The sequence below is a fragment of the Streptomyces sp. ICC1 genome (assembly GCF_003287935.1).
In the GTDB taxonomy this organism is placed as follows: Bacteria; Actinomycetota; Actinomycetes; order Streptomycetales; family Streptomycetaceae; genus Streptomyces; species Streptomyces tritrimontium.
The window spans coordinates 5955089-5978214 of record NZ_CP030287.1; the positions used below are offsets into that span (position 1 = coordinate 5955089).

Genomic DNA, 23126 nt, shown 5'->3' on the forward strand with positions numbered 1-23126 from the left:
TGGCATCGGAAGTAGCATGGGTGGCATGAGCGATGCCACCCAGAAGTACTCCATCTCGATGCCCCGCGACATCGCCGAGGCCGCTCGCGCCCTCGGCGGCCCTTCCGGCCTCTCCGCCTACGTCACCGCCGCCGTGGCCCGCCAGATCGAACGGGACAACCTGGCGGAGCTCATCGCCGCCGCCGAGGCCGAAATCGGCCCGATCACCGCAGAGGAGATCAGGGAGAAGGCCGACTTCCTGCTGCGCGTACGAGCAGAGGCGCCGGCCGACGCCAAGAGCGGGCGGGACGCCGCATGACCCCTCAGAAGGCCACCCCGGCCGGCACCCTGGTCCTCGACAGCGAGGGACTCGCCAAGTACGTCTCCCGGGACCGTGAAACCGTCGCGTGGCTGGCAGCGGCCTTCGCGCGGGACGTTCGGGTCATCACCAGCACGCTCACCCTCGTCGAGGTGGTGCACCCGCAGATCAACATGCCCGCCCTCAGGTGGGCACTGTCCCGAGTGGTGGTCGAGCCGGTCACCGAGGAGATCGCCCTCGCCGCAACGGCCCTGCTCCGCGAGGCCGGCCTGCACGGGCACAAGTACGCCATCGACGCGGTGCTCGCCGCCACCGCGCTCGCGGCGCCCGGCCCCGTCACCGTCCTGACCTCCGACCCGGAGGACCTCACCGCCCTCTGCGGCAACCGCCTCGCCGCCGTGAAGGTCTGACCCGGCACCCCGCCCGGCAGGGCCCGTCGCCTCACGCTCCAGCAGCGGTCCGCAGGAAGCGGGCCATGTCGTCCACGCTGTAGCCGAGCTCCGGGCCCCGCTCGGCGGCCATCAGCAGCAGCTGGCCCACGATCTCCGCGCCCCAGCCGTCCGGACCGTCCGACGACCACTCCCACAGCTTCTCGATGCCGAGATCCGTCATCAGCAGCCCGTGCCCGGCCCGGACCTCCGCACACGTGTCGGCGACGGCGTCCAGCAGCCGCGCCCCCGGCCGCTCGCAGCGCAGCCCGAAGTACCCGCCGATCTCCCCGGGCACGCAGCCCTGCGGCGGCTGCGCCTTCAGCCCGTCGTAGCGCGCGTCGTCGCACCCCGGCCCCACCCCCACCGGACAGTGGATCAGCGTGAAGCGCTGCCACCCCGGCGGCGGGGGCGGCTGGGGCCGCCAGGCCGTCATGCCGAACGCCTCCTGTACGAGCGCGGTCGCCTCGTCCGCCGACTCGGCCGTCCGCACCTCCCGCCGCTCCCCGTCGTCCCCGACAGCGGTCCACAGCCCGCCGTCCCCGTCGTCACACTGCACCCGCACGGTCAGCCCCATGCCTCCACGCTTCCACCCACCACCGACAAGCACCGACTCCAACGCGTGCATCCGCCAGCCCAGTTCGAAGCCCCACTCCAGCGCCGGGTCACTCACGGGTGCGCCCGCTCGTGGAGTACGGCGGCCAGCCGGAGCGCGGTGTCCAGGTTGCAGCGCCCCAGGTCGACCAGCGGCAGCCCGTACGACCCGGCGGCCGACACCCCGTCCACCCCGAGCGACGGGAACACCACCCCGACATCCGTCAGCGCCGCCTTCAGCTGCCCCACGGCCTCCTCGGCCGCCTGCATCCGCTCCTTGGGCGTGAGCACCATGACATGTCACCTTTCGCTCTGAGTAATCGAGTTCAGCACTCAGAGTGGCGACGGGCTGGCTAGCCTTCAAGAGCCAAGGTCCAACAACCACGACTGTTGGAAGGGGAGTTGCCATGCCCGAATCCGGAGACGTCGAGTCGTTCTCCTCACCCCGCACCATGCTCGGCGCCGAACTGCGCGTCGCCCGCAAGAAGGCCGGCCTCAGCCAGGAGAAACTCGGCGAGCCCCTCTTCGTCAGCGGCTCCTTCATCGGCCAGCTCGAAGCGGGTACCCGTCGGATGACGCCGGACCTCGCCCGCGCGATCGACAAAATACTCGGCACCGACGGGTTCTTCACCCGCAATTGCCAGGCCGTGACGAAGTCCAAATACCCCGACCACTTCACGGAGGCGGCGGAAGCGGAGGCCCTGGCGAAGGCGATCCGGGAGTACGCGCCCCAGCTAATCCCCGGACTGCTTCAGACCGAGGCATACGCACGGGAGGTCTTCCTCGCTGGGCATCCGACCGCAGTGGAGGAGGCGATCAACGAGCTCGTAGCAAACCGGCTGGCAAGGGCGGCCCTGCTCAGCGATCCAACAACACCACTGTTGTGGTGTGTACTCGACGAAACGGTGCTCCGCCGCGTTGGGGACAATCCGGCAGTCCTCGCAGGTGCCCTGCGGCACATCGCAAGCCTGATCCGGTCCCGCCGCATCATCGTTCAAGTGCTGCCGTTCAGCGCAGGCATGCATGCGGCCATGGGAGGTGCCATCAAGTTGATGTCCTTCGACGACGCTCCACCGCTTTCCTACGTCGAAGGCATGGGAACAGGGCTCTTGTTCGACGATCCAGCCACGGTCGCCCACCACACACTGACCTACGATCTCCTCACGGCCAACGCGCTCTCACCGCGCAAGTCGCTGGCCTTGATCGAGTCGGTGGCGGAGGATTACGCACATGACCAGCACGCCTAAGTACGACCTGTCGGCGGCCACCTGGCACAAGTCGAGCTACAGCGACGCCAGTGGCGGCAACTGCCTGGAGATGGCCACCTGGCGCAAGTCCACGTACAGCGCCGGCGACGGCGGCAACTGCCTAGAGGTATCCGACGGCCACCCCGACATCGTCCCCGTCCGGGACTCCAAGGTCCCCGACGGCCCGCACCTCACCTTCGGCGCCCCCGCCTGGTCCGCCTTCGTCGCCGCCCTCGGTCCGGCCTAGAGCTTTCCGGGCTTTTGAAGTGCTCTCCCGGCTGAAGCCGGGAGATTCCTGCTTACCTCGCGGCAGCGGGCTTGACGCGCTTCGCGCGCCTGACGACTGCCCTCCCGGCAGCCGGGATGAGCGCGAGGCCCATCCGGTACAGGTGCAAGACGTTGCGGGCCGCGTTGTGGTCGGCGTTGCCCGACCACCCGCAGTCCGGGTTCTTGCACACGAACACGGCCTGGGACTCCCGACTGCCCGGCGTGGTGAAGCCGCATGCCGAGCAGCGTTGGGAGGTACCGGGGGCGGGGACCTTGTACAGGGTGCCGCCGTGCCGGGCGGTCTTGTACGTCAGCATGGTGACCGTCCGGCCCCATGCCTCCCCGTGGATGGCGCGGTTCAGCCCGGACTTCTGGGCGACGTTCCTGCCCGGCTGGTCCACTGTGCCCTTGGCGGACTTGACCATGTTCGTGATGGTGAGTGCTTCGACCACGACGGTGCCGTAGGTGCGGGCGATGGTGGTGGTCGTCTGGTGCTGCCAGTCCAGGGCCCTGCTCTTGGCTTTCGCGCGGAGTCCTGCGATCTGGTCGTAGGTGTGGTGCAGCCGGCGGCTGGTGCGCTCGCCGGGCTTGCGGTGCTGCTTACGCTGCGAGGCGCGCAGCTCCAGGCGCAGGAGCGTGGCCTTCTCCTTGCCGGTCAGCCACTCGCCGTGCTCGTAGGTCTGCCCGTTTGAGAGGGCGATGGGCACGGTGACGCCCACGTCAATTCCGGCTTCCGGCCCCTGGTGCGGCTCGGGCTTGGCCTCCAGGGTCTGGACGCGGAAGGCGATGTGCCAGCCGAGCGCGTCCTTGACCAGCCGAGCGCCGCGCCGGCGGCGACCAGACCCGCCGCCGTCAGCACCGACCTCCGGGAAGGGGCGGAGGGCGTGAAGCGGTTCGGAAGGTGGACGGGCATGCGGTGTCTCCTCGCACTCGACAAGTGGGCTGCCACGAGCGCGCGCACGAGGAACGGGCACGGCACCGGGGCATGGCACCGACCCTGTCAACCGCCTCTAACGTTTCCCTGTCGTCCCCCTGTCGCCGCCCGACGCCGCAGCGCCGCCCCGCCCTCCGGGCTACGCCTCCACCAGACCCTGGGCCGGAGCCTTCGGGCCGGCCGAGGGCTCGGCGGCCGCCGGGCGGTCGCGGTACAGCGGGGCGAAGGAGACCAGGAGGAGGACGGCTCCGAGCGGTATGAGGTCCTTGTCGGCAAAGGGCAGGGTGGTGTCGATGAGCACCAGGACCGGGGCCCACGGCTTCAGGACGCGGCGCTTGGCGAGCTGGGAGACCAGGATCAGCTGGCCCACGAAGAAGAGCAGGGGGCCGAAGTCGTAGAACGCCGGGAGCACGCCGGGTATGTCCTGGACCCGGGTGAACAGCACCTCCATCGCACCCCGGTCCGCCGACAGGAAGCCGACCACCAGGTCGATCGCGAACTGCACGCCGACGGCTATCGCTCCCGCCGTGCCGGCCCACACCCCCACGGTGGACAGCCGGTTGCGCCCGGCCATCACCCGCATCGCCACGAAGCCCTGGACGAAGAAGACCAGCGCGCCGAGGAAGCACAGGTGGCCGAGGCTCCACGCGAAGCCCGGACCACGGCTGCCGTCGAGCCCGTCGAGGATGCGGATGACTCCGTAGGCCCCCATCAGAACGGGGGCTGCGATGAAGGCGGTTCGAGGTGTGGTCATACGCAAGAAGCTACGGGCGCGGCACCCCGAGCCACATCCGGTACCGCCCCCTGAGTTGTCCCCTAGAACGGGCCCCAGCCACGGCCCGGTGGCCGGGAGGCCGGACTGCGTCCCGTACGGCGTCCGGTCACGTGTGAGTGGCGATGCACGAACGAGCAGTGAATTGACGGCGTTTCGGGCAGAGAGGCACCGTTCCCCGTGTCGTACCGAACGCCGTCGATATGTACTGAACGGCGAGTCCAACGCAGCCGGCCGCACATCTCCCGTGTCACGCTCCGATCCTGCCCTCTGTCCCGCGACGGGCGCCGGCCCGGAGCGCGTCCGCTCCGGGCCGGCGTCCCCGCGAACCTTCTGGAGAGCCCGTGACAACGAGTGATCGCATCGTCATCGACCCGTTCGGCGCCGGCATTCCCGGCGAGGCCGCTCGGCTTCGGGCCATGGGCCCCATCGTCCCCGTGGAACTGCCCGGTGGTCTCCCCGCGTGGGCCCCCACGGGACACGACATTCTCAAGGAGCTGATCCTCGACCCGAACGTCAGCAGGGACGCCCGACTCCACTGGAACCTCTGGCCCAAGTTCCCGGACAACCCCGCCTGGGGCTGGATATACACGTGGTCCGCGGTCGACTCCATGCTCGCCACCTACGGCACCCAACGCGCACGGCTGCGCAGCCTGGTCGCCCCTAGCTTCACCAACCGGCGCACCGAGGCGCTGCGCTCCCAGGTCGAAGCGATCTCCGGCGCGCTGCTCGATCGGCTCGCGGCCCGCGAGGAGGAAGTAGTGGACCTGATCGAGGGGCTCGCGTATCCGCTGCCACTGCAGGTGATCTGCGAATTGGTGGGCGTTCCGGACGAGTTGCTGGACGCGGTCCGCCGCCTCATGAACGCCGTCGTGGGCACGCCGGAGACACCGGAACATGGCGAGTTCATCCAGCAGCAGGTCCTCGAGGTTTCGACCGCCCTGATCGCCTACCGGCGGGAACACCCGGGCGAGGACCTGACGAGTGACCTGATCCGGGCCGTGGAAGCAGGGGACGGCCCCACCGGCGATGAGATAAGCAAAACACTGTTGCTCGTCATCGGCGCGGGATTCGAGACAACGGTCAACCTGATCGGCAACGCCGTCGTGGCCCTGCTGCGTGACCCCCGGCAACTCGCCGCGGTCCGCGCGGGCGAGGCCAGCTGGGACGATGTGATCGAGGAGACGCTGCGCGTCCACCCGCCCCTGGCCGCGGTGCCGCTGCGATTCGCGGTGAAGGATCTGGAGGTCGGCGGCGTCACCGTCCCGGCCGGCGACGCCATCATCACGACGTACGGCGCCGCCGGGTGGGACCCCGACCGCCACGGTCCGGACGCGCACGTGTTCGACGCGGCTCGCGACGGCGAGGACCACATGGCGTTCGGGATCGGCGTTCACCGCTGCATCGGCGCCCCGCTGGCGCGGATGGAGGCCCGGACCGTGCTCCCCGCCCTGTTCGAGCGTTTCCCCGACATGAGCCTCGCGGCCGACCCGGACGAGCTGCGCCAGGTGGCCTCCTTCATCGCGCTCGGCTGGCGGGAGATACCGGTACGGCTGCACGGCCGCAGCTGAGCAGGCGCGCGGCGTGGCCCTCTGAGAGGGTGTTTCGTCCCGTTGTTTCATCCCAAATTGCCGGGTTGAGTGCGATTCATAGACCGCGCCATGCGGGGGTGGATTCGGCGGTGAGCCTGCGGGTCATGAGGTTGATCACCGCAAGGTGGATCATGGCTTCAGAGCGCTGTGGGTGGGCTTCGTCGTCGCGGGCCAGGCGGCGGTGGTTCATGAGCCAGCCAAGGGTTCTCCCGACGGTCCAACTTACCGACGGAAGAAAGGATTCCGTCCGCTGGTCTCCCGGCCCTCCAGCCCTGCGCGGCCGGCCTCGCGCCCGTGCGGTGCGAGCCGGCAGGTTCACCCGTACGGAAGGTGCCGCGCGGACCCGGCGAGGGGCGCACTCCCGGTTCACCCCAGCCCGAATCCGCCGCGCCGCCGGGGATCGTTGACCGGGCGGGGCATGCGTGGTGGCCTCGCCGTCATGCGTACCCGTACGAGCTGGACCCTGCCCACGGCCGTCGCCGTCGCCGCCCTCGCCCTGACCGCCCTGACCGCCCAAGCCGCCCAGGCCACCACCACCGGACCCGCTCCCGCGGCCCGCACGGCGCCCGCGGCCCGCACGGCGCCCGCGGCCCCGGCCGAGTGGCCGGCGTACATCGTCACCGTGCACCCCGGCCTCGACCCGGCCGCCGTCGCGGACGCCTACGGGATCACCCCGGTCCACGTCTACCGCACCGCCCTGAACGGCTTCAGCGCCCGCCTCTCCCCCGAACAGGTCGAATCCCTGCGCTCGACGGCGGTCGTGGAGTCGGTCGAGGCGGACGGCCCCGTGACCACCTTCGGCCCCGCCCGCTAAACCCGTTCCGGCGCGGCCGCCGCCGGGACGGTCGTGCGGACCGGGTCCCAGCACTGGACCCCGCGCAGGTCCGGCATCCGGTCGCGCGTGAAGACCGGCTCCAGGCCCGCCCGGCGCTGCGCGAGGTAGTCGTCGAGGAGCCGGAAGGCGATCGCCGACAGCGGGATGATCGCGGCCAGGTTGATCAGGGCCATGAGGCCCATGAACACGTCCGCCAGGTTCCACACGATCGACACCGAGCCGAGGGAGCCGAGGACGACCGCCGACAGCACCAGCACCCGGTACCCCGGCAGGACCCACCTCTTGCGGGTGATGAACTGGATGTTCGTCTCGCCGTAGTAGTAGTTCCCGATCATGCTGCTGAAGGCGAGCATGAAGACCACGCCGGTGAGCAGGTGCCCGGCCCACGCGCCGAGCGTGTCGGCGAGCGCCGTCTGCGTCAGGTCCGCGCCCTGGCGGCCCGACAGCTCCGGGTTGGTGACCAGCACGATGAAGGCCGTCATCGTGCACACGAGGAGCGTGTCGAAGAAGACGCCCAGGGACTGTACGAGGCCCTGCTTGACCGGGTGCGAGACCTCGGCGGCCGCGCCCGCGTTCGGCGCCGAGCCAAGGCCCGCCTCGTTGGAGAACATGCCGCGCCTGATGCCCTGCTGGATGGCCGCGCCGATGCCGCCGGCCGCCAGCTCACGGAAGCCGAAGGCGCCGCCGACGATGTCCGCGACGACCCGGGGGAACTCGGTGATGTTGAGGAGGACCACCGCCGCGCCCAGCAGCAGGTAGACGATCGCCATGACCGGCACGAGGACGGTGGTGACGGAGGAGATCCGCTTGACACCACCGAAGACCGCCAGGCCCAGCAGGGCGGCCAGCAGCACACCGAGCGACGGGCCGAACCAGTCCGCCCCGTCCGCGTCCGCGAGCGAGCCGGTGGCGACGGCGGTGATGGTGTTGGCCTGCACCGCGTTGAAGACGAAGCCGAAAGTGACGGTGATCGTCACCGCGAAGAGCACCCCGAGCCAGCGTTTGCCGAGCGCGCGCTGCATGTAGTACGCCGGACCGCCCCGGTAGGCGCCGGTGGAGCCGCGCACCTTGTAGAGCTGGGCGAGCGCCGATTCCACGAAGGCGGAGGCCGCGCCGATCAGCGCCATCATCCACATCCAGAAGACGGCGCCCGCGCCGCCCAGGGTGATGGCGGTGGCGACGCCGGCGATGTTGCCCGTACCGACGCGCGCGGCGGCGGAGATGGTGAACGCGCCGAAGGACGAGACCTGCTTGCGGCCGTCCGCGCGCGGCGGGGTCTTCTCCTTCAGCACCCGGAACATCTCCGGGAGCAGGCGCAGCTGCACACCCCGGGACCGGACCGTGAAGTACAGGCCGGCACCGACCACCAGCGGGATCAGCAGGTAGGTCCAGAGGTGATCGTTGGCGCTGACGATCATCGAGTCCAGGGTGTCCATCCTCGAAGTGTCGCCGGGGCGGAAGGCCCGCCGACAGGGACCTACGTCCGTCTCACGAGGGACCGAAGGCCCGTATGGCACGCCCTTCGCCCCGTCGCCGCCCCGTCTCCGCCCCGTCGCCGCCCCGTCGCCGCGGCCCGGATCGGCCCCGCGGGCCGCGCCGCCCGGCTCAGGCCCACAGGCCGTGCCGGCCGGCCCAGTCCCGCACCGCCGCCGCGATCAGCAGCGGGTGGTCCTCGGGGGTGTGGTGCCCGGCGGGCACGTCGTCGTGCCGGGCGAGCTCCAGGCCGGCGAAGTTCGCCGCGCACCATTCGACGGTCTCCGGCCCCTGCATGGCGCCGGGCCCCGGAGCGAAGGTCAGCAGCAGCTTGGGCACCTCCGGGCTCTTCGCGAGCCAGTCGCCGTACGCCGCCACCCGCGCGACCACCTCGGCGGGCTCCCCGCCCAGCGGCATCGACCGCGCCCACTGGAGCAGCGGGCGCCGGCTCTCCGGCGTCGGGTACGGGGCCCGGTAGACGTCGAGGTCGCGCGGGTCGAGGGGGAGGGCGACGGTACCGGGCAGGGCCTGCTCGATGAAGGCGTTCCGTTCGAGGACCATGGCTTCGCCGACGCCGGGCGTCTTGAGCGCCCGGAACAACTCGCGGCCGCCTTCCGGGAACTCCTCCCAGCCCATCGGCTTGACGATGGTCTCGGTGAAGGCGATCCCGCGGACCCGGCCCGGGTGCCGGGCGGCCCAGTCGAAGGCGAGCGCGCCGCCCCAGTCGTGGCCGACGAGCACCACCTCGTCGAGGCCGAGGGCCTCGAACCAGGCGTCGAGGTAACGGGCTTGGTCGTCGAAGGTGTAGTCGACGTCCGGTTTGCCCGAGTCCCCCATCCCGATCAGGTCCGGCGCGAGCAGCCGGCGGCCCGGCCCGGGTCCGTCCAGGGCGGGTATGACGCCCCGCCAGAGGTGGGAGGAGGTGGGGTTCCCGTGCAGGAGGACGGTGGGCACGCCGTCCGCGGCACCGGCCTCCCGGTAGTGGACCGTCGAATCGAGTACGGGCTGTACGGGCATGCTGCTGCTCCTTCGGAGGGGTACGGAGGTACGGCGGTACGGAGGTACGGGGTACGGGCCCGGTCAGCGGAAGGCCGGGGCCGCTCGGTCCGCCCACGCGGCGAACGGGCGCGGGGCGCGGCCCAGGATCCGCTCGACGGCCGGGCTCACCGCGCGTTCGGCGGCGACGGGCGCGCCCAGGATCGACAGGGTGCCCTCGACCGCCGGCTCGGGCATGAAGGTGAGCATCTGCGTCCGGGCCTCCTCGGGGCTCTGCTCCACGAACCGCACCGGCTCGCCGATGGCCCCCGCGATCGCCTCGGCCCGCTCGCGCGGGGAGACGGGGACCGGCCCGGTCAGCTCGTACGTGGCCCCCGCGTGCGGGCCGAGGCGATCGCGGGGGCCATCGGCGAGCCTGTCACAGCGGGCGCGTGGCCGACTGCCGCTGAGACCGCAGACACAGGGCCATGCGCGTCGGGGCTGTCCTCGCGCGGGCGGCCCCCCGCGAGCCGCCGGGGGTGGGGGCCGGGCCGGGGCGGCGGGCCGGGGCGGCGCGGGTCAGTGCGCGCACACGGCCGGGTGTGCGGACAGGACCCGGCGGGTGGCCTCGTACACGGCCTTGGCGGTGGCCTCGGGGCCCCGGGCGAGGAGGGCGTCGGACATCACCTCGGCCGAGACCCGGGTCCTGACGCCGTGCTCCTCCAGGAGGCTCAGCAGCCGCTCGGCGGCGTCGGTCCGGGCGCCCGGGACCAGGCGCAGGTGGAGGGACTCCTGCCGCATGTCCGCGAGGGGGTCCGGGCCCACGTCGCACAGCTGGACGGTGAAGATCCGCGCGGCGGGGACGGGGGAGAGGTCCTCGGGGGCGGTCGCGCCGCGCACCCAGTGCCAGACGTCGAGGACCAGACCGGCGTTGGGGCGCCCGGTGCGGTGCACCAGCTCCCAGGCGGTGGGCAGGTCGGGCACCGCGCCGAACGGCATGTACTCGAGGGCGATGCGCAGTTCGCCGGCCCGCTCGCACAGGGCGGTGAACCGCTCGGCGATGACGTCCAGCGGAGTCGCCTCGAAGAGGCCGGCGTTGACGTGGTCCGCCCCGAAGGCGCGGGCGATGTGGAACGCGGTGCGTTCCTTGGCGGACGGCGCGGGGCTGTCGCCCTCGCCGGCCCGGGGAGCCCAGTCGCTGAGGAACTCCACCTCGCCGAGGGTGATGCCGTGCTCGTCGAGGACGGCGCGCATGGCGTCGTCGTCGAGTCCGGACCGGCGGGCTTCCCCGTAGGCCTCGACGCTGAGGCCCACGGTGTGGAAGCCCGCGGCTGCCGCCGCCCGGATCCGTTCCCGGAAAGGGACCGTCCCCAGGGTCAGTGAACTGATCGTCAGAGGGCAGGTAACGGCGGTTCCCATGGTCAGCGCCTACATTTCAACGATTTTCCGCTGGTTGAAATCCGGGTAGAACTTGCGCAGCAGGGCGAAGGTCTCGGGGAAGTCGAGCTGGCCCGGTGCGGAGCTGGTGCCGAAGAACGAGTAGGTGATCAGGGACCCGAGGGCGGGGAAGAAGACGCGGGAGACGGCGCCGGTCTCGCCCATGGCGATCACGATCAGCCGGGTGCCGTCCTCGCCCGCGCGCAGCAGCAGGGAGGCCAGGCGCCGTACGTCGCTTTCGGACGTCACCATGGCGGACACCTTGACGACGTCGGCGCCGGCGTTCTTCGCGTCGTCGATGACGGCCTGGAGTTCTTCCGTGCCCGGGGTGAATTCGAAATTGTGGTACGAGACGATCACCACGGTGTCGTGCGCGCGGGCGGCCTCGACGACTTCCGCGAGGATGTCCCGGGAGGAGAGCTCGATGTCCACGGCGTCCACGCGGGGGGCGAGGGCGCGGAAGAGTTCGAGGCGCTCCTCGTCCGTTCCCGCCCATTCGCCGCCTTCGCGGGTGGAGCGCAGGGTGGCCAGGATCGGCAGGGCCTTGAAGGCCTCGACCTGGGCCAGGACGTGGTCCGCCTGGGTGCGGGAGAACCTGTCGACGCGCAGCTCGGCCACGTCGACGCCGGCGGCCTTCGCCTCCTCGGCCCGCAGCGCGGCTTCGTCGTCGTCGAAGCTGACGGCCACGAGCGGGATCCCGCCGTCGAGGAGCGCCCGAATGGAGTTCATTTACTAGTCACAGCCTTTGCGATTCCTGGACATGTCCCGTACTGGTCTGCTGCCCGCACTTTCGCCGACGGGGCGCGAATTCCCATCCGCGTCCCTCGGCGGCCTGGATCGCCGCGCCGATGAGTGACGAATCGGGGGCGGTCGCCGCGTGCTGGATGACATCGGTCCCGGATTTCTCCCGACACAGGGTTTCCGGGAAACCGTTCATGAATCTGTGCAGGTGGTCATTTGCGCGGGCGGTCAGTCCGGGTACTTGCGAGATACCCGATCCGACGCGAACCGTGGTGAACGGGGAGGAGTATACAAGGGTCGCGCAGGCCCGTGCAATGTATCTCGCCTGGAGGTCCCAGGCCTCGTGAGAGGCCGGAAGTTCGCAGGCGGGTACCTGCCAACGGCCGAAAATCGCCCGCCCTGAGGCGAGGCCCTGGAAACAGCTCCCGTGAAATCGGCAGCTCCCCGGATAGGGGTCTCCGGTTTCCCGGGGCAGCGGAATGTGCCCGAGCTGCGGCGGTTCGGGCCGGTGGGGCTCCGTGCCCGGAGGGCGGGAAAAGGCCCCGCCGATTCCGGTTCCGAGCGAGAGGTAGACGAATCCGGGTGCGCCGGGCGGTTGTCCGCGTTCCTCGGCGGTCACGGCCGAATTGACGTCGAAATCGAAATGGACGGGGACCCGGAAGCGCCGGGACAGCAGGGCCGGAATGTTCACCCCGGACCACTGCGGTTCGGAACTTCCGGCGATCGCGCCGAAGTCCGGCCGGAGCGGATCCGTTTCCAGCGGTCCGAAGACCGAGAGTCCGACGGAATCCACGGCGTGCCGTGCGAAGAGGCCGGCGACGTGGAACTCCAGCAGCTCCAGGGTTTCGGCGGGCGTGGTGACGGAAATGCGGTGGCGTTCGAGTTCCACCGCGGGTTTCGACCGGGTGAAGGCGCCCACGAGGAATTTCGTCTTTCCGGCGTCGACGGCCACGACGGTGCCGCCGTCCCCCTCCGGGCGGGGCTTCCTCACGTCCGGGGTGCCGGAACGGCTGCCGGGGCCGGCGCGGGCGCGGCCGCGGGCGCCGGGTGGACGGGGACCTGGCCGGGCTGCCTGCTCCAGTTCTCGAAGAGCTCGAAGAGGTGCTCGGTCCGGGAGTTGCGCCCGTAGTAGCGGTACTCCAGATTGCGCTGGCCGATGGGGCCGAGGACGAGGTAGAGCGCCGGGAAGACGACGAGCGCCGTGATGATGTTGGGCAGGCAGGCCCTGATGAACTCGACCCCCGAACCGGCCCGTTCCGGCGGCGGGAGCAGGAACCAGATGACGGTGAGGGCGGCCAGCGTGACGACCGCGAGCAAGAGCTTCAGCCACTCTATTGCCGATTCGTTCCCCTCGTCCCGCTGCCCCCGCATGCCCGCCCCGTTCGGAAGTCCCCGGTGTTCCTTGCAGGCCGCAAGCCTATCCAGCCGCCGCGCACCGCGGGAGGGTGTCGCAGCGCGGGATGTTTGTCTGATTGTTCTAGGTTTGCGCCATCGGTACACATTTCGACGTTCCGGGAGGGACACTCATGGCGATCGACCTCGACAAGGTGCTGGACAAGACGTGGGCCGACAAGCCGCTCGCCGAGGTGCTCGCGGCGCCGGTGGCCGCGCTCAAGGGCGTCACCGACAAGGACGGCGAACTGCTGCAGGAGGCCTTCGGCGTGAAGACGGTCGCCGACTTCGGCCGCCTGAAGTACGCGCGCTGGGCGCAGGCCCTCGTCGCTCTGGAGCAGACCTCCAAGCAGTAGCCGGCCGGCTATCCGGCGGGCCTCAGCTCCCCGCCGGGATGCGCCGCGCGCCAGGCCGCGATGGAAAGGTCCCAGTCGTCGCCCGTCAGGGCGGTGAGGGACGCGGGGAAGAGGCCGTCCTCCTCCTTCGCGATGTGGTGGTGGAGCTCGTTCACCGCGCGCCGCAGGGCCGCCGCGTCGGCTCCGTCCGACAGGTCCGCCCGGGCGAGGAAGGCCGCCAGTTCGCGGTGCTCCCCGACCAGGGCCGCGATGTACCCCGCGTACTCCGGGTCCTGCCCCATGACCTCGAACAGGCCGTCCTCCTCGCCCTTCCAGTGGGCGAGGAGGACGGCCGTCATGTCCGAGACGAGGGCGCGCGCCTTCGCGAGGTCCCCGTGGTCCAGGGCGCGCAGGGCGTCGCCCGCCGCGTCCGTCACCGCCTCGTGCTCGGCGATGAACTCCTTGATCAGAGGGATCTCACGGCAGCCGCAGTAGTGGCACATGCGGCCCAGTGTGAGCCCGCTCCGGACGGGTCACTCGCTTTCCCCTTCGAGGTTGCCCTCCGTGTCGAGGTACACCTGGCGCAGCGCCTCCAGCACCTGCGGGTCCGGCTTCTCCCACATGCCGCGGGACTCGGCCTCCAGCAGCCGCTCCGCGATCCCGTGCAGGGCCCAGGGGTTGGCCTCCTCCAGGAAGGCGCGGTTCTCGGGGTCCAGGACGTACGTCTCGGTCAGCTTGTCGTACATCCAGTCCGCGACCACGCCCGTCGTGGCGTCGTAGCCGAAGAGGTAGTCGACGGTGGCGGCCAGCTCGAAGGCACCCTTGTAGCCGTGGCGGCGCATCGCCTCGATCCACTTCGGGTTCACGACGCGGGCGCGGAAGACGCGGGAGGTCTCCTCCACCAGCGTGCGCGTCTTGACGCTCTCCGGCCGGGTCGAGTCGCCGATGTACGCCTCGGGGGCCTTGCCGCGCAGCGCGCGGACGGTGGCCACCATGCCGCCGTGGTACTGGAAGTAGTCGTCGGAGTCGGCGATGTCGTGCTCGCGGGTGTCCGTGTTCTTCGCCGCGACCGTGATCCGCTTGTAGGCGGTCTCCATCTCGTCGCGCGCCGGGCGCCCTTCGAGGCCGCGGCCGTACGCGTACCCGCCCCACACCGTGTAGACCTCCGCGAGGTCGGCGTCGGTGCGCCAGTCGCGGGAGTCGATCAGCTGCAGGATGCCCGCGCCGTACGTGCCCGGGCGCGAGCCGAAGATACGGGTCGTCGCGCGCCGCTCGTCACCGTGCACGGCCAGGTCCGCCTGCGCGTGGGCCCGTACGAAGTTGTCCTCGGCCGGTTCCTCCAGCGAGGCCGCCAGCCGCACCGCGTCGTCCAGCAGGCCGATGACGTGCGGGAACGCGTCGCGGAAGAAGCCCGAGATGCGCAGGGTCACATCGATGCGCGGGCGGCCGAGCTCGGCGAGCGGGATCGGCTCCAGGCCGGTGACGCGGCGCGAGGCCTCGTCCCAGACCGGGCGCACGCCCAGCAGCGCCATGGCCTCGGCCACGTCGTCGCCCGAGGTGCGCATCGCGCTGGTGCCCCACAGGGACAGGCCCACGGATGCGGGCCATTCGCCGTTGTCCGTGCGGTAGCGGTTCAGGAGGGAGTCGGCCAGGGCCTGGCCGGTCTCCCAAGCGAGGCGGGAGGGGACGGCCTTGGGGTCGACCGAGTAGAAGTTGCGGCCGGTCGGCAGCACGTTGACCAGGCCGCGCAGCGGGGAGCCGGACGGGCCCGCCGGGACGAAGCCGCCGTCCAGGGCGCTGACCACGTGGGTGATCTCGTCGGTGGTGCCGGCCAGGCGCGGCACGACCTCGCGGGCCGCGAAGTCCAGTACGGCCGCCACGTCCGCGGAGTGTCCGGCGGCCACGGAAGCCACCGCCTCCGGGGTCCAGCCGGCGTCCTCCATCGCCTGGACCAGCGCGCGCGCCGTCTCCTCCGCCTCGTCCGCGGTGGTGCGGGTGGCCGCGGACTCGTCCAGGCCGAGCGCCTCGCGCAGACCGGGCAGGGCCGTCGTACCGCCCCAGATCTGGCGGGCGCGCAGGATCGCCAGGACCAGGTTGACGCGGGCGTCGCCGGTCGGGGCGCCGCCCAGGACGTGCAGGCCGTCGCGGATCTGGGCGTCCTTGATCTCGCACAGCCAGCCGTCGACGTGCAGCAGGAAGTCGTCGAAGCCGTCGTCGTCGGGGCGCTGCTCCAGACCCAGGTCGTGGTCCAGCTTCGCCGCCTGGATCAGCGTCCAGATCTGGGCGCGGATGGCCGGCAGCTTCGCCGGGTCCATCGCCGAGATCTGGGCGTACTCGTCCAGGTGCTGCTCCAGGCGCGCGATGTCGCCGTACGACTCCGCGCGCGCCATCGGCGGCACCAGGTGGTCGACCAGGGTGGCGTGCACGCGGCGCTTGGCCTGCGTGCCCTCGCCCGGGTCGTTGACCAGGAACGGGTAGATCAGGGGCAGGTCGCCGAGCGCGGCGTCCGGCGCGCAGGCCGCCGACAGGCCGGCGTTCTTGCCCGGCAGCCACTCCAGGTTGCCGTGCTTGCCCAGGTGGATCATCGCGTCGGCGCCGAAACCGCCGTCCTCGGCGCGGGCCTGGATCCAGCGGTACGCGGCCAGGTAGTGGTGCGAGGGCGGCAGGTCCGGGTCGTGGTAGATCGCGATCGGGTTCTCGCCGAAACCGCGCGGCGGCTGGATGAGGACGAGCAGATTGCCGCGCCGCAGGGCCGCGAGGACGATGTCGCCCTCCGGGTTGGCCGAGCGGTCCACGAACATGTTGCCCGGGGCCTCGCCCCAGTGCTGCTCCACGCTGCCCCGCAGCTCGGCCGGGAGCTCGGCGAACCAGCGCTTGTAGTCGGCCGCCGGGATCCGGACCGGGTTGCGGGCCAGCTGCTCCTCGGTGAGCCAGTCCTGGTCGTGGCCGCCGGCCGCGATCAGGGCGCGGATCAGCTCGTCGCCGTCACCGGACACCAGGCCCGGGACGTCCTCGACGGGGCCGAAGTCGTAGCCGCCCGCGATGAGCGTGCGCAGCAGCTCCACGGCGCTGGCCGGGGTGTCGAGGCCGACCGCGTTGCCGATGCGGGAGTGCTTGGTCGGGTACGCCGACAGGACGAGCGCGATCTTCTTGTCGCGGCGCTCGATGTGGCGCAGCCGGGCGTGGCGCACGGCGATGCCGGCCACGCGGGCCGCCCGCTCGGGGTCGGCGACGTAGGCGGGCAGCCCGTCCTCGTCCAGCTCCTTGAAGGAGAACGGGACGGTGATCAGGCGGCCGTCGAACTCCGGGACGGCGACCTGGGTGGCGGCGTCGAGCGGGGACAGGCCCTCGTCGCTCTCCTCCCAGGCGCTGCGCGAACCGGTCAGGCACAGGGCCTGCAGGATCGGCACGCCGAGACCGGCCAGCGCGCCCGCGTCCCAGGACTCGTCGTCGCCGCCCGCCGAGGCGGTGGCGGGCTTGGTGCCGCCGGCCGCCAGGACGGTGGTGATCACCGCGTCCGAGGTTTCCAGCGCCGCGATCAGCCCCGGCTCGGGGCTGCGCAGGGAGGAGACGTAGAGGGGGAGCGGCTGCGCGCCGTGGGCCTCGATCGCCTCGCACAGGGAGTGCACGAAGGCGGTGTTGCCGCTCATCTGGTGGGCGCGGTAGTAGAGCACCGCGATCCGGGGGACTCCTTCACCGGAGGCCTGCTGCGGGGTGCGCTCCAGCGGGCCCCACGTGGGGGAGGCCGCCGGGGGCTCGAACCCGTGGCCGGTCAGCAGGACCGTGTCGGAGAGGAAGCGCGCCAGCTGGTCCAGGTTGGCCGGGCCGCCGTGGGCGAGGTAGCCGTGCGCCTCGGCGGCGATGCCGATCGGGACCGTCGAGGCCTCCATCAGCTGCGCGTCGGGGGCCTGTTCGCCGGTCAGGACGACGACCGGGCGGGTCTGGGAAGGGGCCAGCAGCAGGTCCAGGCCCTCCTGCCAGGCGCGCAGGCCGCCGAGGAGGCGTACGACGACCAGGTCGGCGCCGTCGAGGAGGCCGGGTAGGTCGTCCAGGGGAAGGCGGGACGGGTTCGCGAACCGGTACGGGACAGGGCCGTCAGCCGTGTTCGCGGCGCGGGCGCTGAGCAGATCGGTGTCGGACGTCGACAGCAGCAGGATCATGCGGCGGCAGGCCTTCCTCGGGGTTTCCGCGCCCCGGGCAGTGAGGACAGCGGGAGTTCCTGACTCATCCGGCGGCCGTGGCTCGCGGATTCACAGTGGCGGGACCGCGCCGGATTCGCACCGGGCTTCCTCCCATGTCGCCGTCCTCGGCGATGGCGGGCCGAACGGCTCGCCGCCGCCATCTTAGGGGGCCGCGGGACGGGCGCCGAGGGCGGGTGCGGCGCCACCGCCCGGGGATCTGGAATGGTCCGGCCAGGCAGGTTGTGGCCGGTTCGGGGTGGTGATCGACACAGGGGGCGGGCGCAAAATCGAGTTCCCGACTGTTGTGTGGGCTGGTTGGCGTGGTTGGTCGTCTGGTCCCTCGTACGGGTGAACGGGGGCCATGGCCTGGGTGCAGTGTTGGCGGAGGCGCCAATCTCGGTGGAGGCTGAGCAGGGCCGCTGAGAGGGGGCAGCTGGTGGCGCGTGGTAATGGGCGACGGAATCGTGCACTGCGGACGCTGGCTGATCCGTTCACCGTGTCGGCGCCCTGGGGCGCGCGTATCCGGGATCGTCTGCGCCTGTCCATCCGCGATGCCGAAGTCCTGCGGATCGTCGGCGAGCATCTCGGCGGGTATGCCCGTGCTGATCTGGCTGAGCGTGTCCGTGTCGGCAGGGTGCCGGTGAAGGACAATCGGCGGGCGAAGCGCAAACGAGAGCTGACGGGGGTGTCCTCATCGCGGTGGGCGGGGGCTATCACCCGTGCGTCGGAGGATCAGTACCAGCTGTCCCTGCGGTGCCTGTTCGATGAGCTGACCTCTCTCCGCCGGGCCATCGCGAAGATCGGGAAGCGTTTGGCGGTGCCGTGTGGCCGGCGGGTGGGTGGCGTTCGGGGGTATCCGAGCCGGTCTGAGCGTGCACAGAAGCAGTGCCGGTTGCAGGTGCTCACCGCACGCCTGGCTGAAGTGGAGCGGCGGATCGATGCCGGTCACCCGGCAGTCGTGCTGGGTGGCCGCCGGCTGGCGAAGGCGCGGCACCACCTCGCCGATGCCGGTCTCACCGAGACCGAGTGGCGGGAGCGGTGGAAGGCGCAGCGGATGTTCCTGACGGCCGACGGGGAGTCTGGCGCGCCGTACGGGAACTACACGATCAGCGTGGACCCGGCCGACGGCACAGTCACGGTCGTCCTGCCTGAACCCTTGCGTCACCTGGCCAACGCTCCGCGTGGCCGCTACCGGCTCGCCGGGGGCGTCACCTTCAACCACCGTCGCGAGGAATGGCTCGACCGTGCCGACGCCAACAGTTCGGTGCGCTACGACATCGTGTCCGAGCCCGAACGCGGCCGCTGGTACCTCGATGCCTCCTGGTCCACCCCGAAGGAGCTCCTGCCCACTCCCGCCGAGCTGGCCGCAACCGGCACCCGCCTCCTGGCCGTAGACCTCAATGCCGATCACCTCGCCGCCTGCGTCATCGACGCCCACGGCAACGCGGTCGGTGAACCCCTTACTGTTCCCACCGACCTGACCGGCCCCGCATCCCAGCGCGACGGACGCCTCCGGCGGGCAATCAGCGAACTCATCCGTCTCGCGCACCAGTACGGCTGTGCTGGTCTGGCGATCGAGAATCTGGGTTTCGCCGACGCCCGCGCCACCGGCCGCGAGACGATGGGGCGGGGCAAACGCGGTAAGACGTTCCGCCGCACCGTTTCCGGACTCCCCACCGCGAAGTTCCGCGACCGGCTGTCCGGCATGGCCCATCACGCCGGCCTCATCGTGGTCGCGGTCGATCCCGCCTACACCAGCCGCTGGGGCGCCCAGCACTGGAAGCAGCCGCTTCAACAGCAATCGAAGACCACCATCGTCACCGGGCATCATGCGGCCTCGGTGGCGATCGGCAGACGTGCCCTCGGACACGGGATCCGGCGTCGGCCAGGTGTGACCGCACGCGACCAGAGGATCGTGGTGCGGAGAGCTACCGGCCAGGCCGTGCTCCGCCCGAGGGCGCTTGGGACCGCGAGCCCGCCAAGGACCACAGGCGCACCCCACCCGGGTGGCAAGACCTGCCGGGACCGAAGCGACCAGCTTGCGCTGTTCCCCGTCTCCCAAGACCGTTCGGGGAGACAACCGGCAATCCCGGTTTAGGGCGATCCGGCCAGCAGCGGCCGACATCGCTAGGAACGGTATGCTCGCCGCCATGCCCCAGCCCCCCTCCGCCACAGCGCGGGACGAGCCCGTCATACGGGACGAGTCCGTCATACGGGATCGCGGCGACGCCTGCCCCGGCGCGCTGCGGCTGCACACGGCGGACGACGGCTTCCTGGCGCGGGTCCGGATACCGGCCGGCCTGCTCACCGCCCGGCAGGCCTCCGTGCTCGGGCTCGCCGCCGACCGCTTCGGGGACGGGCACCTGGAACTCACCTCGCGCGGCAACGTCCAGCTGCGAGGACTCGCCGACGGCTGCGGCGCCGAGCTGGCGGAGCTGCTGGCCGAGGCCGGCCTGCTGCCCGCGCCCGGCCACGAGCGCGTGCGGAACATCGTGGCGACGCCGACGTCCGGGATCCTGGACGCCGACCGGCCCCACGTGGTGCCCTGGGTAAGGGAATTGGACAGCCTGCTCTGCGCGAGCACGCAGGCGACGGCCCTGTCCGGACGATTCCTCTTCGCCGTCGACGACGGGCTCGGAGACGTCGCCGCGCTCGACCCCGACGTCACCGTGCTCGGCAGGCCGCGGGGCCGGGCGCTGGTCCGTCTCGGCGGGGCCGCCGACGCCGTGGACGTGGCCGGCCCGGACGCGCCCCGCGCGGCGCTGCTGGCCGCCGAATACTTCCTCGACGCCGCCGACGAGGCGGGCACCCGCGCCTGGCGGGTGTCCGAGCTGCCCGCCGAACACGCCCTCGGGGCCGAGGAGTTCGCCGTACGGCTCAACGCCGACGGGATCGCGGCGACCCGGGTCCCCGACGTGGCGTGGCCGTACGCGCCGCCGCTCCGGCCCTGGGGGCCCGGCACCGGCGACAGGACGCCCCTGTGCGTGCTGCTCCCGCTCGGACGGCTGACCTCCGGCCAGTGGCGGGTGCTCGTGGAGGTCGCCGACCGGGGGGACGGCGAACTGCGGATCACCCCTTGGCGGAGCGTCGTCCTGCCCGGCGCGAGCACCCGGCGGCCGATCGACGGCTACGCCCGGCTCGAGGCCGCCGGCCTGGTCGTCGCACCCGACGGGCCCTGGGAATCCGTCACCGCCTGCACCGGGCGGCCCGGCTGCGCCAAGGCCCTGTCCGACGTACGCGCCGACGCGCGTGCCCTCGTACACGAGGCCCGGGGGCGGCTGCCCGTGCACTGGTCCGGGTGCGAGCGCCGGTGCGGGCATCCGCGCGGCACCGCGTGGGTCGACATCGTGGCCACCCCCGAGGGGTACCGGCTCGACGGGCGCGCGGTGCCGGGAGACGAACTTGCAGGGGCTGTAGCCGACGCGCGCAGCCAAGCCCGAGTGTCCGAAGTCGCAGTGAAGAAATGAGCGAGTACACCGTGTTCGAGTACGAGAAGGACGGCGCCGAGATCTACCGCCAGTCCTTTGCCACGATCCGCGCCGAGGCGGACCTGTCCGGGCTGCCCGCCTCGGTCGCCCAGGTCGCGGTGCGCATGATTCACGCCTGCGGCATGACCGACCTGACGCGGGACCTGGGCTACACGCCCGACGTCGTGCTGCGGGCGCGCGCCGCCCTGGAAGCCGGCGCGCCGATCCTGTGCGACGTGCAGATGGTCGCCAGCGGGGTCACCCGCAAGCGGCTGCCCGCCGACAACGAGGTGATCTGCACCCTCTCCGACCCGGCCGTGCCGGAGCTCGCCGCGAAGATGGGCACCACGCGCAGCGCGGCGGCCCTCGAAGTCTGGCGGGACCGGGGCCTGTTGGAGGGTTCGGTGATCGCCGTCGGGAACGCGCCCACCGCGCTCTTCCGACTGCTGGAGATGATCGAGGAGGGCGCGCCGCGCCCCGCCGCCGTCATCGGGGTCCCCGTCGGCTTCATCGGCGCCGCCGAGTCCAAGGACGCGCTGGCCGAACACCCCTCCGGACTCGACCACTTGATCGTCCGGGGCCGGCGCGGCGGCAGCGCCATGGCCGCGGCCGCCGTCAACGCCATCGCGAGCGTGGCCGAATGAGCGGCACCGCGCGCACGGCGGCCACCGGAAAGCTGTACGGGGTCGGGCTCGGTCCCGGCGACCCGTCCCTGATGACGCTGCGCGCCGTCGAGGTGATCGGCGAGGCGGACGTCGTCGCCTACCACTCCGCCCGCCACGGCCGCTCGATCGCCCGCTCGATCGCCGCGAAGCACCTGCGCGCCGACCACGTCGAGGAGCCGCTGGTCTACCCGGTCACCACCGAGACCACCGACCACCCCGGCGGCTACCAGGGCGCGATGGAGGAGTTCTACGAGGCCTCCGCCGCCCGGCTCGCCGCCCACCTGGACGCCGGCCGGACCGTGGCCGTGCTCGCGGAGGGCGACCCGCTCTTCTACGGCTCGTACATGCACATGCACAAGCGGCTCGCGGACCGGTACGAGGCCGAGGTGATCCCGGGAGTGACCTCGGTGAGCGCCGCCGCCGCCCGGCTCGGCACCCCGCTCGTGGAGGGCGAGGAGGTGCTGACGATCCTGCCCGGCACCCTGTCCGAGGAGGAGCTCACGGCCCGCCTCGCCGCCACCGACTCGGCGGTCGTCATGAAGCTCGGCCGCACCTTCCCCGCCGTGCGGCGGGCCATGGAGAACAGCGGCCGGCTCGCCGAGGCGCGGTACGTGGAGCGCGCGACGATGGCGGGCGAGCGGACCGGGCTCCTCGCCGACACCGACCCCGACTCCGTGCCGTACTTCGCCGTCGCCGTGGTGCCCAGCCGGATCGGCAACCCCGGCAGCGTGCCGTCCGGACCGGGCGAGGTCGCCGTCGTCGGCACCGGCCCGGCCGGGCCGCTGTGGCTGACCGCCGAGACCCGGCGGGTGCTGGCCGACGCCGAGGTGCTGGTCGGGTACACCACGTACCTGGACCGGGTGCCCGTGAAGCCGGGCCAGATCCGGCACGGCTCGGACAACAAGGTCGAGTCCGAGCGCGCCGAGTTCGCGCTCGACCTCGCCCGGCGCGGCAAGCGGGTGGCCGTGGTCTCCGGCGGCGACCCGGGGGTCTTCGCCATGGCCACCGCCGTCCTGGAGGTCGCCGGGCAGGCGGAGTACAAGGACGTGCCCGTACGGGTGCTGCCCGGGGTGACGGCCGCCAACGCCGCGGCGGCCGCGGCCGGCGCGCCGCTCGGCCACGACTACGCCACCATCTCGCTCTCCGACCGGCTCAAGCCGTGGGAGGTCATCGCGGAGCGGCTGCGCGCGGCCGCCGCCGCCGACCTCGTGCTCGCCCTGTACAACCCGGGCTCGCGGAGCCGGACGTGGCAGGTGGCGCAGGCCCGGGAGCTGCTGCTGGAGCTGCGCGCACCGCAGACCCCGGTGGTCGTCGCGCGCGACGTGGGCGGTCCGCAGCAGTCGGTCCGCATCGTCACGCTGGCCGAACTGGAGCCGTCCGAGGTGGACATGCGCACGATCCTGCTGATCGGGTCCTCGCAGACGCAGGTCACGGAGCGGCCCGACGGGTCGCGGGTGACGTGGACGCCGCGCCGGTACGGCTGAGCGGCGCCG

22 protein-coding genes, 3 pseudogenes and 1 riboswitch are annotated in these 23126 nt (G+C 71.9%); of the genes and pseudogenes, 11 read left to right on the forward strand and 14 right to left on the reverse strand.

The window, feature by feature from the left end; genetic code table 11:
- Nucleotides 1–25: 25 nt before the first annotated feature.
- On the forward strand, nucleotides 26–298 hold the full coding sequence (locus DRB96_RS27960) for a CopG family transcriptional regulator (RefSeq protein ID WP_112450967.1): 273 nt from the start codon (nucleotides 26–28) through the stop codon (nucleotides 296–298).
- Entirely contained in the window at nucleotides 295–708 is a 414-nt protein-coding gene (locus tag DRB96_RS27965) for a PIN domain-containing protein (RefSeq protein ID WP_112450968.1), read from the forward strand. Before DRB96_RS27960 ends, DRB96_RS27965 begins: the two co-directional genes overlap by 4 nt.
- Nucleotides 709–739: 31 nt before the next feature.
- Here the strand turns inward: DRB96_RS27965 and DRB96_RS45035 are convergent, their stop codons facing one another.
- Together DRB96_RS45035 and DRB96_RS27975 are read right to left on the reverse strand one after the other, a co-directional pair.
- Nucleotides 740–1399, reverse strand: a complete 660-nt coding sequence (locus DRB96_RS45035) for a hypothetical protein (protein ID WP_239516076.1) — start codon at nucleotides 1397–1399, stop codon at nucleotides 740–742.
- Nucleotides 1396–1614 (reverse strand): hypothetical protein, encoded by a 219-nt coding sequence (locus DRB96_RS27975; protein ID WP_112450969.1) that lies wholly within the window; start codon nucleotides 1612–1614, stop codon nucleotides 1396–1398. The genes DRB96_RS45035 and DRB96_RS27975 overlap by 4 nt, the downstream gene beginning before the upstream one ends.
- Nucleotides 1615–1727: 113 nt before the next feature.
- On the opposite strand from DRB96_RS27975, the gene DRB96_RS27980 reads away from it, so the two are divergent.
- Together DRB96_RS27980 and DRB96_RS27985 are read left to right on the forward strand one after the other, a co-directional pair.
- The gene (locus DRB96_RS27980; RefSeq protein WP_112450970.1) at nucleotides 1728–2567 is read left to right on the forward strand and encodes a helix-turn-helix transcriptional regulator; all 840 of its coding nucleotides are present in this window, start codon (nucleotides 1728–1730) and stop codon (nucleotides 2565–2567) included.
- A complete protein-coding gene (locus tag DRB96_RS27985) occupies nucleotides 2551–2814 on the forward strand; it encodes a DUF397 domain-containing protein (RefSeq protein ID WP_112450971.1) in 264 nt (87 codons plus the stop codon). Before DRB96_RS27980 ends, DRB96_RS27985 begins: the two co-directional genes overlap by 17 nt.
- A 52-nt stretch (nucleotides 2815–2866) precedes the next feature.
- On the opposite strand, the pseudogene DRB96_RS27990 reads toward DRB96_RS27985, so the two are convergent.
- Both DRB96_RS27990 and DRB96_RS27995 read right to left on the reverse strand, forming a co-directional pair.
- Nucleotides 2867–3658, reverse strand: a pseudogene (locus DRB96_RS27990) (transposase); the annotation flags it as partial.
- A 249-nt stretch (nucleotides 3659–3907) separates the two neighbouring features.
- Nucleotides 3908–4522 (reverse strand): hypothetical protein, encoded by a 615-nt coding sequence (locus DRB96_RS27995; RefSeq protein WP_204357833.1) that lies wholly within the window; start codon nucleotides 4520–4522, stop codon nucleotides 3908–3910.
- A 362-nt stretch (nucleotides 4523–4884) separates the two neighbouring features.
- Between DRB96_RS27995 and DRB96_RS28000 the strand changes: the two genes are divergently transcribed.
- A complete protein-coding gene (locus DRB96_RS28000; protein ID WP_239516075.1) occupies nucleotides 4885–6111 on the forward strand; it encodes a cytochrome P450 in 1227 nt (408 codons plus the stop codon).
- Between the two features lie 76 nt (nucleotides 6112–6187).
- On the opposite strand, the pseudogene DRB96_RS45040 reads toward DRB96_RS28000, so the two are convergent.
- Nucleotides 6188–6352 (reverse strand): annotated as a pseudogene (locus tag DRB96_RS45040) (IS5/IS1182 family transposase); the annotation flags it as partial.
- Nucleotides 6353–6571: 219 nt separating this feature from the next.
- On the opposite strand from DRB96_RS45040, the gene DRB96_RS28010 reads away from it, so the two are divergent.
- A complete protein-coding gene (locus DRB96_RS28010) occupies nucleotides 6572–6946 on the forward strand; it encodes a protease inhibitor I9 family protein (protein WP_162688532.1) in 375 nt (124 codons plus the stop codon).
- Here the strand turns inward: DRB96_RS28010 and DRB96_RS28015 are convergent.
- The 7 genes and pseudogenes from DRB96_RS28015 to DRB96_RS43240 form a co-directional block, all read right to left on the reverse strand.
- Complete coding sequence (locus DRB96_RS28015; protein ID WP_112450973.1) at nucleotides 6943–8403, reverse strand: alanine/glycine:cation symporter family protein; 1461 nt, start codon at nucleotides 8401–8403, stop codon at nucleotides 6943–6945. The genes DRB96_RS28010 and DRB96_RS28015 overlap by 4 nt on opposite strands.
- Before the next feature lie 169 nt (nucleotides 8404–8572).
- Nucleotides 8573–9457 (reverse strand): haloalkane dehalogenase, encoded by an 885-nt coding sequence (locus DRB96_RS28020; RefSeq protein ID WP_112450974.1) that lies wholly within the window; start codon nucleotides 9455–9457, stop codon nucleotides 8573–8575.
- A gap of 63 nt (nucleotides 9458–9520) precedes the next feature.
- Nucleotides 9521–9817: pseudogene (locus DRB96_RS28025) on the reverse strand (NmrA family transcriptional regulator); the annotation flags it as partial.
- Nucleotides 9818–9994: 177 nt separating this feature from the next.
- Nucleotides 9995–10834, reverse strand: coding sequence for a sugar phosphate isomerase/epimerase (locus tag DRB96_RS28030; protein ID WP_112450975.1), 840 nt, complete (start codon nucleotides 10832–10834; stop codon nucleotides 9995–9997).
- Between the two features lie 9 nt (nucleotides 10835–10843).
- Entirely contained in the window at nucleotides 10844–11581 is a 738-nt protein-coding gene (aroD, locus tag DRB96_RS28035; RefSeq protein ID WP_112450976.1) for a type I 3-dehydroquinate dehydratase, read from the reverse strand.
- A gap of 7 nt (nucleotides 11582–11588) precedes the next feature.
- Complete coding sequence (locus DRB96_RS28040; RefSeq protein WP_162688751.1) at nucleotides 11589–12545, reverse strand: ROK family protein; 957 nt, start codon at nucleotides 12543–12545, stop codon at nucleotides 11589–11591.
- Between the two features lie 35 nt (nucleotides 12546–12580).
- On the reverse strand, nucleotides 12581–12964 hold the full coding sequence (locus tag DRB96_RS43240) for a hypothetical protein (RefSeq protein ID WP_162688752.1): 384 nt from the start codon (nucleotides 12962–12964) through the stop codon (nucleotides 12581–12583).
- Between the two features lie 155 nt (nucleotides 12965–13119).
- Between DRB96_RS43240 and DRB96_RS28045 the strand changes: the two genes are divergently transcribed.
- A complete protein-coding gene (locus DRB96_RS28045) occupies nucleotides 13120–13341 on the forward strand; it encodes a hypothetical protein (protein ID WP_112450978.1) in 222 nt (73 codons plus the stop codon).
- Between the two features lie 8 nt (nucleotides 13342–13349).
- Here the strand turns inward: DRB96_RS28045 and DRB96_RS28050 are convergent, their stop codons facing one another.
- The gene (locus DRB96_RS28050) at nucleotides 13350–13823 is read right to left on the reverse strand and encodes a hemerythrin domain-containing protein (RefSeq protein ID WP_112450979.1); all 474 of its coding nucleotides are present in this window, start codon (nucleotides 13821–13823) and stop codon (nucleotides 13350–13352) included.
- 30 nt (nucleotides 13824–13853) lie between these two features.
- Nucleotides 13854–17480 (reverse strand): cobaltochelatase subunit CobN, encoded by a 3627-nt coding sequence (gene cobN, locus DRB96_RS28055; RefSeq protein WP_112450980.1) that lies wholly within the window; start codon nucleotides 17478–17480, stop codon nucleotides 13854–13856.
- 53 nt (nucleotides 17481–17533) lie between these two features.
- Nucleotides 17534–17612: riboswitch (cobalamin riboswitch) on the reverse strand.
- 325 nt (nucleotides 17613–17937) lie between these two features.
- Here cobN and DRB96_RS28060 point away from each other — a divergent pair.
- The 4 genes from DRB96_RS28060 to DRB96_RS28075 are packed head-to-tail and all read left to right on the forward strand — an operon-like array spanning nucleotide 17938 to nucleotide 23117.
- Nucleotides 17938–19599 (forward strand): hypothetical protein, encoded by a 1662-nt coding sequence (locus DRB96_RS28060; protein ID WP_239516362.1) that lies wholly within the window; start codon nucleotides 17938–17940, stop codon nucleotides 19597–19599.
- A 52-nt stretch (nucleotides 19600–19651) separates the two neighbouring features.
- Nucleotides 19652–20968 (forward strand): precorrin-3B synthase, encoded by a 1317-nt coding sequence (cobG, locus tag DRB96_RS28065; protein WP_239516363.1) that lies wholly within the window; start codon nucleotides 19652–19654, stop codon nucleotides 20966–20968.
- The gene (locus DRB96_RS28070; RefSeq protein ID WP_239516364.1) at nucleotides 20965–21612 is read left to right on the forward strand and encodes a precorrin-8X methylmutase; all 648 of its coding nucleotides are present in this window, start codon (nucleotides 20965–20967) and stop codon (nucleotides 21610–21612) included. The genes cobG and DRB96_RS28070 overlap by 4 nt, the downstream gene beginning before the upstream one ends.
- Nucleotides 21609–23117, forward strand: coding sequence for a precorrin-2 C(20)-methyltransferase (locus DRB96_RS28075; protein ID WP_112450982.1), 1509 nt, complete (start codon nucleotides 21609–21611; stop codon nucleotides 23115–23117). The genes DRB96_RS28070 and DRB96_RS28075 overlap by 4 nt, the downstream gene beginning before the upstream one ends.
- The last annotated feature ends 9 nt before the right edge of the window (nucleotides 23118–23126 follow it).